Origin of the sequence: Amycolatopsis sp. NPDC049159, from assembly GCF_040648295.1 — a bacterium.
In the GTDB taxonomy this organism is placed as follows: domain Bacteria; phylum Actinomycetota; class Actinomycetes; order Mycobacteriales; family Pseudonocardiaceae; genus Amycolatopsis; species Amycolatopsis pretoriensis_A.
Map to the genome: position 1 here is coordinate 75,440 of NZ_JBEZDL010000009.1, position 13,052 is coordinate 88,491.

Annotated in this window: 12 protein-coding genes; 5 read left to right on the top strand and 7 right to left on the bottom strand. The window is 70.6% G+C overall.

Annotated features, from left to right (window positions below; translation table 11 throughout):
- Nucleotides 1–26: 26 nt before the first annotated feature.
- Complete coding sequence (locus AB0B33_RS18425) at nt 27–1,340, bottom strand: enolase C-terminal domain-like protein (RefSeq protein WP_360773536.1); 1,314 nt, start codon at nt 1,338–1,340, stop codon at nt 27–29.
- A 198-nt stretch (nt 1,341–1,538) separates the two neighbouring features.
- Here AB0B33_RS18425 and AB0B33_RS18430 point away from each other — a divergent pair, with 198 nt between their 5' ends.
- The 3 genes from AB0B33_RS18430 to AB0B33_RS18440 are packed head-to-tail and all read left to right on the top strand — an operon-like array spanning nt 1,539 to nt 4,366.
- Complete coding sequence (locus AB0B33_RS18430) at nt 1,539–2,636, top strand: substrate-binding domain-containing protein (protein ID WP_360772950.1); 1,098 nt, start codon at nt 1,539–1,541, stop codon at nt 2,634–2,636.
- Nucleotides 2,637–2,648: 12 nt separating this feature from the next.
- On the top strand, nt 2,649–3,617 hold the full coding sequence (locus AB0B33_RS18435) for an ABC transporter permease (protein ID WP_360772952.1): 969 nt from the start codon (nt 2,649–2,651) through the stop codon (nt 3,615–3,617).
- Nucleotides 3,614–4,366, top strand: a complete 753-nt coding sequence (locus AB0B33_RS18440) for an ATP-binding cassette domain-containing protein (RefSeq protein WP_360772955.1) — start codon at nt 3,614–3,616, stop codon at nt 4,364–4,366. Before AB0B33_RS18435 ends, AB0B33_RS18440 begins: the two co-directional genes overlap by 4 nt.
- 55 nt (nt 4,367–4,421) lie before the next feature.
- On the opposite strand, the gene AB0B33_RS18445 is transcribed toward AB0B33_RS18440, so the two are convergent.
- The 4 genes from AB0B33_RS18445 to AB0B33_RS18460 are packed head-to-tail and all read right to left on the bottom strand — an operon-like array spanning nt 4,422 to nt 9,432.
- Nucleotides 4,422–6,347: a hypothetical protein gene (locus AB0B33_RS18445; protein WP_360772958.1), complete on the bottom strand. Its 1,926-nt coding sequence runs from the start codon at nt 6,345–6,347 to the stop codon at nt 4,422–4,424.
- A gap of 1 nt (nt 6,348) precedes the next feature.
- Nucleotides 6,349–7,224, bottom strand: coding sequence for a carbohydrate ABC transporter permease (locus tag AB0B33_RS18450; RefSeq protein ID WP_360772961.1), 876 nt, complete (start codon nt 7,222–7,224; stop codon nt 6,349–6,351).
- Nucleotides 7,214–8,092, bottom strand: coding sequence for a sugar ABC transporter permease (locus AB0B33_RS18455; RefSeq protein WP_360772964.1), 879 nt, complete (start codon nt 8,090–8,092; stop codon nt 7,214–7,216). Before AB0B33_RS18455 ends, AB0B33_RS18450 begins: the two co-directional genes overlap by 11 nt.
- A complete protein-coding gene (locus AB0B33_RS18460) occupies nt 8,089–9,432 on the bottom strand; it encodes an extracellular solute-binding protein (RefSeq protein ID WP_360772967.1) in 1,344 nt (447 codons plus the stop codon). Before AB0B33_RS18460 ends, AB0B33_RS18455 begins: the two co-directional genes overlap by 4 nt.
- Before the next feature lie 179 nt (nt 9,433–9,611).
- Here AB0B33_RS18460 and AB0B33_RS18465 point away from each other — a divergent pair, with 179 nt between their 5' ends.
- Nucleotides 9,612–10,340, top strand: coding sequence for an FCD domain-containing protein (locus AB0B33_RS18465; protein ID WP_360772970.1), 729 nt, complete (start codon nt 9,612–9,614; stop codon nt 10,338–10,340).
- A gap of 7 nt (nt 10,341–10,347) precedes the next feature.
- Here the strand turns inward: AB0B33_RS18465 and AB0B33_RS18470 are convergent, their stop codons facing one another.
- On the bottom strand, nt 10,348–11,229 hold the full coding sequence (locus AB0B33_RS18470; protein WP_247024949.1) for a transporter substrate-binding domain-containing protein: 882 nt from the start codon (nt 11,227–11,229) through the stop codon (nt 10,348–10,350).
- Between the two features lie 239 nt (nt 11,230–11,468).
- Entirely contained in the window at nt 11,469–12,353 is an 885-nt protein-coding gene (locus tag AB0B33_RS18475; protein WP_360772974.1) for an NAD(P)H-binding protein, read from the bottom strand.
- A gap of 68 nt (nt 12,354–12,421) precedes the next feature.
- Here AB0B33_RS18475 and AB0B33_RS18480 point away from each other — a divergent pair, with 68 nt between their 5' ends.
- Complete coding sequence (locus AB0B33_RS18480; protein WP_360772977.1) at nt 12,422–13,051, top strand: TetR/AcrR family transcriptional regulator; 630 nt, start codon at nt 12,422–12,424, stop codon at nt 13,049–13,051.
- Nucleotide 13,052: the final 1 nt, after the last annotated feature.

A 13,052-nucleotide genomic window follows, 5' to 3' on the forward strand; every position in this document is an offset into this window, starting at 1 on the left:
CTGCGGACGGGTGTGCGTGCCGGTGCTCATGCGACCACCACCGCTTCTTCTTGCCAGGCCGGACCGTCGGGGTACCGGTAGCGCGCGAGGGATCCGGGGTGCAGCCGGGCGCCGAGGCCGGGCCGCTCCGGAGCCAGGTACCTCCCGCGCTCGACCCGCACCGGGTCGACGAAGTGCTCGTGCAGGTGGTCCACGTACTCGATGACGCGGTCGTGCCGCGTCCCGCTCACCGCGACGAAGTCGAACATCGCCAGGTGCTGCACCATTTCGCACAGCCCGACCCCGCCGGCGTGTGGGCACACCGGCACGCCGAACTTCGCGGCCAGCAACAGGATCGCGATGTTCTCGGTGACGCCGGCGACCCGGCTCGCGTCGAGCTGCAGGACGTCGATCGCCTCCGCCTGCAGCAGCTGCTTGAACATCACCGCGTTGTGCGTGTGCTCCCCGGTGGCCACCTTGATCGGCGCGACCGCCCGGCGGATCGCGGCGTGGCCGAGCACGTCGTCGGGTGAGGTCGGCTCTTCGATCCAGTACGGGTCGAACTCCGCCAGCGGCCGCAGCCACGCGATGGCCTGGTCGACACCCCACACCTGGTTGGCGTCGATGGCGATCCGCACGTCCGGGCCGACGACCTCGCGGGCCAGCCGGAGCCGCCGGACGTCCTCGTCGAGGTCGGCCCCGACCTTGAGCTTGATCTGGGTGAACCCGGCCTCGACCGCCTCCGCCGCGAGCGCCGTGAGCTTCTCCGGCGCGTAGCCGAGCCAGCCGGGAGTCGTGGTGTAGGCGGGATAACCCGACGCGAGCAGCTCGGCCTGCCGCGCGGCCCGGCCGGGTTCGGCGCGGCGGAGGATGTCGAGGGCCTCGTCCCGGGTAAGCGCTTCCCGCAGGTACCGGAAGTCGACCAGGTCGACCAGTTCCGCCGGCGGCAGCCCGGCGAGCAGCCGCCAGACCGGCTTGCCTTCGCGGCGCGCCCGCAGGTCCCACACGGCGTTGACGATCGCCGCCGCCGCCATGTGGATCGCGCCCTTGTCGGGGCCCAGCCACCGGAGCTGGCTGTCGCCGGTGAGGCGGCGCGAGAAACCGCCGAGATCGGCGAGCGCGTCCTCGACCGGCATCCCCGCGACCAACGGCACCAGGGCCCGGACGGCGGCGACCTGCACGTCGTTGCCGCGGCCGACGGTGAACGCGAGGCCGTACCCCTCCTCCCCCGTGCTCGTGCGGATGGTCACGTAGGCGGCGGAGTAGTCGGGTTCCGGGTTCATCGCGTCGGAACCGTCGAGGCTCAGCGACGTCGGGAAGCGGACGTCGACGGCTTCGATCGCGCTGATCACCTCGGGCAAGGTCGCCACCTCTCCCTCGAACACTCCGGACAGACAACATACGTATGGCTACGCTTTCGCCGCCAAAAAGTCCAGAAGCAAGGTCGTGTCCACAAAAGTCTGGTCGAGACATCATACGTCTGCTACCGTTTTTGACGCCTCACCGCGAGAGACCCGTCGTAGCCGAAGCACTGCCGCTGAGATGGATTCGGGGTCACCATGACAGCTGGAACAGGCACTTCCCGGAGATCCGCGCTCAAGTACCTGGGGGCCGGGGGCGTGGCGGCGAGCGCGCTGCTCACCGCGTGCACGAGCGTCCAAGAAGGCCAGAACGGCCAGAACGGGGGCCGGTCCGGGCCCTTCCCGGGCACACCGCAGTGGCGGTTCGTGTTCGTCAACCACGTCACCACGAACTCGTTCTTCGTGCCGACGCGAACCGGCCTCGCCGACGCCGCGGCCCTGCTCGGGGTGCCCGAGCCACAGTGGACCGGCTCGGAGAACGGCAACGTCGCCCAGATGGCGAGCGCCATGGAGACAGCGATCACCGGCAAGGCCGACGGGATCGCCGTGGCCCTGACCGACGACAACGCGTTCGTCGACCTCACCAAACGCGCGCTCGGCCAAGGCATTCCCGTCATCGCATACAACGCCAACGCGGCCGGCAACTACCCGCTGACCTACGTCGGCCAGGACCTGTACCTGTCCGGTTTCCGGATGGGGCAGCGCATCGCGCAGAAGGTCACCTCCGGCGACATCCTGGTCGGCATCTCCCAGCCGGGCGGCAACAACGTCCAGCCGCGGCTCGACGGCATCACCGACGCCCTCAAGCAGGCCGCGCCCGGCGTGCGCGTCCAGTCGGTGAACACCGGCGCCGAGCAGGCCGGCGAGCTCAACGCGATGACCGCCGCCTACACCGGGAACACCGCGGCCAAAGGGATCTACGCGGTCGACGCGGGCAGCACCGCCGCGTGCGCGAAGCTCATCGCCGACCGCGGCCTGACCGGCAAGATCGGCGGCGGCGGGTTCGACCTGCTCGACGACACGGTCACCGGGGTGAAGGCCGGCGCGCTCGACTTCACCATCGACCAGTCCCCGTACCTGCAGGGCTTCCTGTCGGTGCTCTACCTGTACCTGTTCCGGCTGTCCGGCACGCTGGTCGCGCCGCCGGTCACCGACACCGGCCTCACGTTCGTCACCAAGGAGAACGTCGGCCCGTACGCGACGGCCAAGAGCCGGTTCGAAGGCGGCGACAACAAGGACGTGATCGCGATGCCGGGCTCGATCCCGCTGCCGCCCGCGTCGGTGCTGAGCCGGTAGCGGGGCGACGACGTGAGATCGCTGCTGCTCGGCGTGATGCGGGTCAAGGAACTGAGCATCCTGCTGGTCACGATCGCCGCCGGGATCTACTTCACGGTGACGACCGGCGCGTTCAACTCCGCGGACAACTACCAGACGATCGCCCAGTACGTGGCGCCGTGGTCGATCATCGCCGCGGGGCAGGTGATGCTGCTGATCTGCGGGGAGATCGACCTGTCGGCCGGCTTCGTCTTCACCCTGTCCCCGTTCCTGCTGATGCAGTTCTTCGTCAACGGCTGGCCGCTGTGGCTCGCGCTGCTCGCCGCGATCGTGCTGAGCGCGCTGATCGGCGTGGTGAACGGGCTGATCCGGACCGTGCTGACGATCCCGTCCTTCATCACCACCCTCGGCATGGCGTTCCTGTTGCAGGGCTTGGTGCTCGTCATCTCCAACGCCCGGCCGGTCGGGGCGCCGAAGGACAGCGCGGTGCTCGAGGTGTTCGGCGGCGCGCGCTGGACGGAGTTCCTGTGGGCGATCGGCGTGGTCGTCGTGATGCAGGTGGTGCTCTCGGCGACGCGCTTCGGCATCCACACGCAGGCCACCGGCGGCAATCCGGTCGGCGCCGCGGAGTCCGGTATCCCGGTCAACCGGGTGAAGGTGGTCAACTTCGCGGTCACCAGCACCCTGGCCGGGCTCGCCGGCATCCTGCAGGGCACCCGGGTCGGCTCGTACGACCCGACGAACGGGGGGTTCACGACGATGTTCTTCGCGGTGGCGGCGGCCGTCATCGGCGGGACGGCGCTGCTCGGCGGATCGGGGACGGTGGCCGGTGCGTTCCTGGGCGCGCTGCTGCTCGGCATCGTGTTCGACGGGTTCAACCTGACCGGGATCAGCGCGAACGCGTTCAACGTCGTGCTCGGCGCCGCCATCCTGGGCGCGATGGTGCTGAACGTGACGCTGATCGTGGTGCGCAAACGCGTCGGCTCCCGGGAGGTGGCATGACCGACGTCATCCGTGCCGAAGGCATCAGCAAGAGCTTCGGGCCGGTCGCCGCGCTCACCGACATTTCCCTGCACGTGGGGCGCGGCGAAATCCTCGGGCTCATCGGGGACAACGGCGCGGGCAAGTCGACGCTGATCAAGATCCTCACCGGCTACCACCAGCCCGACGGCGGCCGTCTCCTGTTCGAGGGCGAGCCGGTGACGCTGAAGTCGGTGGTGCACGCGAGGTCGCTGGGCATCGAGACGGTGTTCCAGGACCTGGCGATGGTCGACGACCTGCCCGTGTACCTGAACCTGCACCTCAACCGCGAGCTGACGCACCGCCCGCTGCCGTTCCTGCGGCGCGGGGAGATGAAGCGCCGCGCGCGCGAGGCGCTCGACTCGATCGGCATCAGCATCCCGTCGGTGACCACCGAGGTCGGCATGCTCTCCGGCGGCCAGCGGCAGGCGATCGCGGTCGCGAGGTCGGTGTATTCGAACGCGAAGCTGCTGCTGCTCGACGAGCCGCTCGCCGCGATGGGCGCCAAGGAGAGCGCGGTGATCCTGCGCCTGCTGCAGGAACTGAAGCAGCGCGGGGACATCGCGATCATCCTCATCGCCCACAACTACGGCCAGGTGGTGGACGTCTGCGACCGGGTGAACCTGGTGCAGCACGGGGAAATCACGTTCGACCGGGCATCCGCGGACACGTCGGTGGCCGAGCTGCTGGAGCTGGTGAACGCGGAGTACCGCCTCGGCGGCGGCCAGTAGACCGGGCGACGGCGAGGGCGGGTGTGGCCCGCTCGCGGACGGGGCCACGGCCGGGTCACCCCGTCCCTTCCGGCTCTTCGAACGGAGTCGCGTACGACGGCGGACGGGCCCGCAGCGCCAGCCGCAGCGTCAGGCGGATCCGGGTGGAGGGCGGCAGCTCCACCCGCAGCCACGGGCCGTCGAGGTCGATCGAGCGGTGCGTCACGACCGGTTCGCGGTGGCCGTAGTCGTACAGGCCGCCGATCCACGACGGGTCGTCGCACGTCGTGTAGCTCGCGGTCCGGAAGTGGTGCTCGGCGAACGCGCCGGCCTGGACGACGACCGACCGCGGCGCTGCCGGGTCCAGGTTGACCAGCTCGACCACGGTCGCCCCGGGATCGATGGCGGAAACCAGCGCCGCCACCGACGGGGGCAGGCCGGGGCGTCGCGCCCCCGCGTCGTGGTAGCGGACGCGGGCCTGCTGCAGCCCGCCGTTGTAGATCACCTGCGGACCGCCCCACGTGAGCTGCACCAGCGCTTCGGTGACCACGGGGTTGGACTGCTGCCACAGGTGGATGTCGGCCTCGGGAACGGGGCGGCCGCGGTACCGCGCCATCCGCGCCAGCCGGTGGCGGACCTGGGCCTGGGCGGCGGCGAGGATCCGCTCCGGGTACTCCGGGTTGTCCCCGGCCAGATAGGCGAACCAGGGCTCCTCGTGCCCGGCCTCCTCCTTGCTGCGGAACGGCCGGACGGTCCGCCAGTCGTGGCCGCCGGCCGCGCGCAGCCGGTCGAGGCGGTCCCGGTCGACGGCCGCGCCCGAGTGGTGCCACAGCGCGACCGGCACGCCCATCAGCATCGGGTTGTGGTCGAACCAGCCCCGGTCGTCGTGGCGGAAAGGCACGTGCAGCGTCGGGGTGTCGACGTCCTGGCGCAGCTGCACCGTCCACTTGGACGCGAGGCTGGAGTCCGCTTCGGTGAACGCCATTACCTTGCCGTGGGCGATGATTTCGTCCAGCGCCGGGCGCACCAGGTCGGTGAACGTGTCGTCGCCGGTGGCGAGCGCGGCGGACAGGGCGGCGACGACGGCGGCGTGCCCGACGCTGTACCAGCCGTGCGGCCAGGACCAGCCGTAGTGCCCGCCGTACCAGCGGCCGTCCAGCAGCCCGCCGACGGTCCCGTCGGGAGCGACGTTGTCGGGGAGGATGCCGTTGTTGGCCGCCGCGCGCTCCCGCCACGCGCCGACGTACTCGGCGAGCCACTCGCGGTAGCGTTCTTCGCCGGACAGCAGCAGCGCGTTGAACACGAGCCCGGAGGCGGCGAGGTTGACCGCGGTGTCCCCCACCCCGATCCGCCGCCGCATCTCTTCGCCCAGGCGGGGATCACGCTCTCGCGGTGGCTCCCCGGCGTCCGCCGGCAGCAGCCATTCGAGCGGGAAGCCGTACAGCTCGGCTTCGTGCGGCAGCCACGGGTACGAGCCGCCGTCGAAGAGTCCTTCGCGGGCGGGGTCGCTGCCGTTGTGCGGACGGCGGATGATCCGGTGCGCGGGGTCGTAGTTGCCGTGGGCCGGGTCGACGTAGAGCTCCGCGAACCGCAGCGCGCGAGCGCGCCACCGCCCGGGCGCCGCCATGCACAGGAAGTACAGCAGCAGCAGGCTTTCGCCTTGGTGGAACCAGTCGTAGCCGCGTTCGTACCCGCCGGCCAGCATGCCCAGCTCGGTCAGCTGCCGGGTGATGCCTTCCCAGTGCCGCTCCGACTCGGCGAGCAGGTCGTCGGCGCCGCCGAGCAGGTAGAGCTGGGGCCAGTTGAAGAACGTCTCGTAGAAGTCGTCGACGCCGTCGCGGGTGGTGAGCGCGTCCGCGTAGGCGAGCCGCCCGTCCGGGCCGGTGAAGTCGCGGGCGAACTGCCGCCAGGCGCGGTCGAGCAGGGCGAACAGCTCCCGCTGGGCGAGCGCCCAGCCCGGCGGTTCGAGCAGCGGCACCGAGGCCGTGATGACGGGGTGCACGTCACTCCTTGGTCGCGCCGGCCAGCATCCCGGCGACCAGGAAGCGCTGGGAGAACAGGAAAACGACGAGCACCGGCGTGATCGCCAGCAGCGTGGCCAGCGCCAGCTCCGGGCGCTGCACCGCCGCGGTGCCGACCGTCGGGTTGAACTGCGGCACCGAGTTCAGCAGGGTGCCCAGGCCCACCTGGACCGGGAACTGGTCGCTCTGCGGCAGCAGGACGTAGGGCAGGAAGTAGTTCGTCCAGTTGGCCACGAAGCTGAAGAACCCGACCAGTGCGACGATCGGCGCGGCCAGCGGCAGCGCGACGCGCCGGAACACCCCGAACTGCGTGCAGCCGTCGAGCTCGGCCGCGTCGAGCAGGTCGCGGGGCACGGCGGTGGTGAAGTAGATGTAGGTCAGGTACACGCCGAACGGGTAGAACGCGTACGGCAGCACGACCGACCACATCGAGCCGATCAGCCGCACCGCGTTGAGTTCGAGGAACAGCGGCACGACGAGGGTGGCGTTCGGCATCAGCATGACCACCAGCGTCGCGACGAGGAGCGTCTTGCGGCCGCGGAACTCGGTCATGGCGAGCGCGTAGCCGGCCGGGATCGCCACGCCCAGCGTGATCGCCAGCGCCACGAACGAATAGAGCGCGGAGTTGCCCAGCCAGTGGAAGATCGCGTTGTCCTGGAAGGACGTCAGCGCGCTCCAGTTGTCCGCCAGCGCCCGCCACGAGCCGAAGGACAGCGGGTTCCCGTGCACGAGCTGGTCGTCGGTCTTCGTGGCCGCCAGCACGAGCCACAGCAGCGGGAGCACGAAGAACACCAGGAACAGCACCAGGATCAAGGCCGGCAGCGGGTTCACGCGCCGGCGGGCGCCCTCAGTCGGCATCGAAGAACCCCGATCGCGCGACGAACACCCCGGCGACGACGAGCCCGACCACCAGCAGCTCCACCGAGATCGCCGCGGCGGTGTTGACGTTGTCGTTCTGGAAGGCGAAGTCGTAGGAGAGCTGGTTGAGCGAGTAGTCGCGCCCGGCCACGCCGACGCTCGCCTGCGACAGCAGCTGCGGTTCGACGAACAGCTGGGTCCCGCCGGCGAAGGCCAGGATGACCATGTAGACGATCCACTTGCGCAGCAGGGGGATCTGGATCCGCCACGCCGTCTGCCACGCCCCGGCGCCGTCGATCCGCGCGGCCTCCAGCAGCTCGGGCGAGATGGTGTTCAGCGCGCCGTACAGCACGACGATCCAGCCGCCCGCCCCGGTCCAGAAGGCGATCAGCGTGAACAGGACCGGGAGGTGCTCCGGCGCGACGACCTGGCCGAAGGTGTCGAACCCGAACGCGCGCAGCAGCGCGCTCACCGGGCTCACCGCCGGGTCGAGCAGGAACAGCCACACCATGACGCTCGCGGCCCCGGCCAGCGCGCCCGGGATGTAGTAGAGGAACCGCAGCGCCCTGCTGACGGCGGCCGCTCCCAGGCGGTGCAGCAGCAGCGCCAGCGCGACCACGAACACCACCAGGGACACCAGCCAGAGCACGAGGTACAGCGCCACGTGCCCGACCGCGGCGAGGTACCGGAAGTCGCTCGCGGCCTCGACGAAGTTCGCCACGCCGGCGAATTCGTCGCCCGCGTCGGTGAAGGCGAAGTACACCGCGTACACCGTGGGGACGACGCCGAACGCGATCAGCAGGACGACGTAGGCGGCGACGAACAGGTGCCCGGACCGGCCCGGCCGGAACGTCCGCCGTCGCGTCACCGGCTGACCTCGTACCCGTTCGACTGCGCGTAGTCGGTGATCGCGGTCTGCCACTCCGGGAGCATCGAGACGATCGGCTTGCCCGCCGTCAGGCCCGGGGTGACGGTCGCGGCCCAGATCGCCTCCTGGCTGAACTGACCGTAGCCCCACCCGCGCCACACCTGCGGGGCCGCCGCCTGCAGGGGGCCGGTGATGTCGTTGGCGTAGTACCCGCCGGAGGCCTGCTTCGCCAGCCACGTCTTGGCCGCCGGGCCGTACGCCGGGTAGCCCGGGGCGGTCTTGCCCTGGTACTCGTCGGAAGTCGTGACCCAGGTGAGGAAGTCGGTGGCGTCCTTGAGGTTGGCGCTGTGGGCGGACAGCAGCCAGGTGCCGCCGCCGACGTTGCCCACCGACGGCGCCGGGTCGCCGGCCCACTGCGGCAGCGGGGCGGCGGCGATCTGCCCGGCCGGGGTCTTCAGCGACTCCTGGAACACCGACCCGCCGAACCACGACGGCCCGGGCAGCATGAGGATCTTGTCCGCGGCGTTCTTGGCGAAGTCGGAGCTGAACACGCTCCCGGTCGACATCGTCTTGTTCCGCACGAGCGTGTCGAGCAGGGCCGCCATCCGCGTGCAGGCCGGGCTGGTGGTGTCGACCTTGACCTTCTTGGGGCCGGTGATCTCGTTGGCGCCGCACTTGCCGGCCCAGAGGTAGATCTCGGGGGCGAAGCTGTCGCCGGCCGCGCCCACGAGGTAGCCCGGGTGCTCCGCCGCGACGCGCTGCCCCAGCGCCTGGTAGTCCTCCCAGGTTTTGGGGACCTGGTAACCCCAGGACCGCATCAGGGACGCGTTGTACCAGAGCACGGTCTGGGCGAGGTCGTTGCGCAGGCAGTAGAGCGTGCCGTCGACCGTGCACGGGTCGTTGGCGCCGGCGGTCCAGCCGTTCAGGGTGGCGGCCGGGACCTGGCCCTTGTCCAGTGGCGCGGTGAACCCGGCCGGCACCGCCCACGTCGCTTCGTTGTTCTGCGAGCTGAACACGACGTCCGGCCAGCCGCTGCGGGTCCGGTTGAACAGGCCCACCTTGGTCTGCAGGTAGTTCGAGCCGTTGGCGTCGCCGTCGTAGGTGACGATGTCCAGCTGCACCGCGGGGTGCTGCTTCTGGTACGCCTGGGCGGCGGGCAGCCGCGTCGAGTCGACCCAGACGACGATCTTCCCGCCGGTCTGCGGCACCGGCTGGAACCCGCCCTGGGCGCCGCCGCTCCCCCCGTTCCCGCAGGCCGTGACCGCGGCGAGGGTGGCTACCGCACCGAGGACCAGGCCCGCCCGCCGACGGGCTGCGGTGGCGCGCGCACGAACTGTCATGAGGTACTCCACTTCATCGTGGCACCTGATATGTGTCAGACACATCTTCGGCAGACGGCTGCTTCGGCGGCACCATCTCAGCGTCTTGGCCGGGGGTTCGTCAAGAGGCGAGTCAGAATGAGTCATACTCATCGGCGGCCCTCTACACTCCGACCACTGAGCGCGAAGGAGGTGAGCCGGTGGACGAGCCGCCGTCGGCCCCGTACCGGCCGGGGTACGAACTCGTCGCCGAACGGGTCCTCGAGCTCATCGCCGAGCTCCGGCTGCGGCCCGGGGACCGCATGCCCACGGAGAACGAGCTCGCCGCCCGGCTGAGCACCTCGCGCACCGTGGTGCGCGAGGCGATCAAGATCCTCTCCGCCCTCGGCCGGGTGCGCGCCCAGAAGGGCCGGGGCCTCTACGTGGCCGACGACGAAGGGATGCTCGGCTCGGCCCGCTGGTCGGGCTTCTTCCTGCCCACCGACCTCGACCACGTCTACATGCTGTTCGAGTTCCGCCGCGTCCAGGAGACGACCGCCGCCCGGCTGGCCGCGACCCGGGCCACGCCGGCCGAGCTCCGCACGATCGAGGCGGCCGCGCAAACCTGCCGGGAGGGCCACCTGACCGGCGAGGCCGCCCTGTTCGACCGCGGCGACGAAGACTTCCACCTCGGCATCGCGGCCGCGTCGCACAACCAGTTCTTCCTGGCGTCCGTCCGCGAAGCCCGGCGGCTGCAACGCCAGTCCAGCACCATCGGCCTCCACGGCACGGTCGGCGGCCACGCGGCCGAGGCGGTCGAGGAACACGCGGCGATCTTCGAGGCCATCCGCGCCGGCAACCCGGAAGCGGCCGCCGAAGCCGCCGCGGTCCACCTCGACAACACCCTGGAGGACTACCGCCGCGAGATCCAGCGCCGGGTGTTCGGCTAGCGCGTGCCTAGCCCGAGGTGGCCGCGTTGAGCACCGGCTTCGGGACCGAGACCTGGTTCAGCCCCCAGCGCGACATGATCCCGACGTAAGTGCCGTTCCGGAACAGCTCTTCGAACACCTGCTGCAGGACCGGGCCCAGCTTCGAGGACTTGGGGACGTACAACGCCAGATCGTCCTTCGTCGCCCCCTGCGCCTCGGTCTGGGTGACGTACTTGTTCCCGCCCTGCCGCTGCGTCACGTCGATCGCGGCCGCCTCCGTCATCCCGGCGGCGTCCGCGCGGCCCGAGCGGGTGGCCAGCAGCGTGGCGTCGGTGTCGTCGAGGCCGACGGTCTGCGTCGCCGGGTGCCGGTGATCGGTGCAGAAGCGGGACAGCTTGCCCAGCTGCTCCTCGACGACGCTGGCGGTCACCACCGCGATGCGCTTGCCGCAGAGGTCTTCGACCCGCGCGATCCCGGCCGTCGAACCGACGGGGAAGACGTAGGCGGTGCGGGTGGTCATCCAGGTGATCGTGTCGAACTGCTTCTCCCGCTCGGCGGTGGCCTTGACCGGGCCGTTGAACGCGTCGTACCGGTTGCCCAGCATGCCTTGCAGCGCGGCAGGCAGACCGGCGACGACGACGGTCTGCGTCCTGACCCCGAGCACCTGCCCGATCGCGGCCTGGAAGTCGGCGTCGATCCCGGTGACCGTGCCGTCCTGGGCGACCGTGCGGTAGGGCGGATGGGAATCACCGGCGAACCTGAGCACCCCGGCATCCTTGATCGCCTGCGGCAGCGCGTCGTGCAGGGTCGGCACGACCGCGAGGTTCGTCGCGGTGGCCAAGGTCGCGGACCCGGAACCCACGGTGCACCCGGCAAGGGCCGTTCCGATGACGGCGACCGCGAGGATCATGCTTCGGCTTCGTCGACGAAGAGCGGATCGCATAGTGCGTTTCTTCCTTGGCTGAGGTCACTCCGGCGAATAACAGGTTGCTGAGACGGCGGCGATCGTTGCACAAACTGTCGCCCAGTTCAACCCGCTTCACTTCGGTCTTCTTCGGACCGACCCGCACAAGTCCATTGCCGCATCGAGCTCGTCAGCGAGACTGGTGACGTCCCACCCGCCGACCGCCGCCGGAAGTGCTCTCGCCGTCAGCGCCCGGCAGCGACCACCGCCGGCTTGATCACTTCGACGGCGAATTCGCGGAACGTGGTGGGCGTGGTGTTCCCGGCGGTGCGGGGCGTGCCGTTGTTGATGCCGCGTTCGCCGGCGACGTCCATGTCCGTCACGGAACGGGCCATCGCCTCGGAGAAACCACGGCCGACGAGGAAACGCTCGACGGCGGCGCGGTCCCCGGGCCGGTACGCGACGGGCGCTCCGAGGACGTCGGTGAGGATTTCGGCGATGTCGTGGTGCGAAAGGTCTTCGCCACCGAGGACGTCGACGGTGTCCTGCCCGGTCCAAGCGCGGTCGAGGAGGTACCCGGCGGCGAGCGCCGCGATGTCCTCGGTCGCGATCCAGGGCGTGGCGAAGCCGGCGGGGAGGGTGCCGGAGAGGACCCCGGCCCCGATGCCGGCCGCCTGCCTCAGGAAGTTGTCCATGAACGCGGGCAGCGCCAGCGCCCGCAGGTGCGCGCCGGTGCTGCGGAAGAGGTCCTCCATCGCGTGCGAGGCCGACACGTGCCCGGCGTAGATCCCCGAGCCGCGGCCGAGCGCGGAGACGACCACGACCCGGGGAACCGCGTGGCGCACGACGGCGTCGGCACCCGGGATCGAGGCGCTCACGTAGGCCTCGTAGGGACTGCTCGCGGTCGCGTCCGCCGGCATCAGCCAGAACAGGGCGCCGGCACCCTCGAGGGCGAGGTCCAGCACGTCGCGATCGCGGTGCGACCCGACGACGATCTCGGCCCGGTCCCGCACTCCGGCGGGCAGCTTCCCGGGGTCGCGGACGACGAGGCGAAGCGGCTCGCGCCGCTGGAGCAGGGTGGCGACGAGCTTGCTGCCGATCTGCCCGGTCGGGGCGGTGACCACGATCATGGATGATGTCTCCGTTCAGCGGAACCAGAAGTAAACTCTACCGTACCGTATACTTTGAGGTGGACGCCATGGCCCGACGCGGGGCAGCGCTGCGCGAGCACATCCTCGACGCGGCGAAGCTCGCGTTCCTGGAAGCCGGCTTCGAACGGACCTCCATGGACGCCATCGCGGCGCGCGCGGAGACGTCGAAGCGTTCGTTGTACGCGCACTTCCCGACCAAGGACACGCTGTTCCTCGCGGTCGTCGAGCGCATCCGCGCCCTGTTCGGCGAGCGGATGGGCACGCCCGCGGCGTACGCCGAAGACCCGCTGGAAGCGGTCGTGCGGTACTGCGGGCGCTTCGTGCAGCTGCTGCGCTGGTCGTCGGTGGGCCGGATGCTCCGCCTCGGGATCGCCGAAGCCGAACGCCTGCCGGACCTGGCGGCCGGGTTCTACGACGTCCTTTTCGAGGTCACGACCGCCGACCTCGCGTCACACCTGGTGCAGACGCTGGGGCTCGCGCCCGGCGAGGCGCACGCCGCGGCGAGCGACCTGATCGGCCTCACCGTCCACCCGGCACTCCCCCGCCTGCTGTTCGGCGTCGACGCCCTCACGGAGCAACCGCCGGAGCAGGCCCGCCTGGCGGCCGACGTCGACCTCGACCGCATCCGCCGGCTCCTGCGCCGCGTCCTGCCACCGGACGGACGCGAACAGTCCTGAA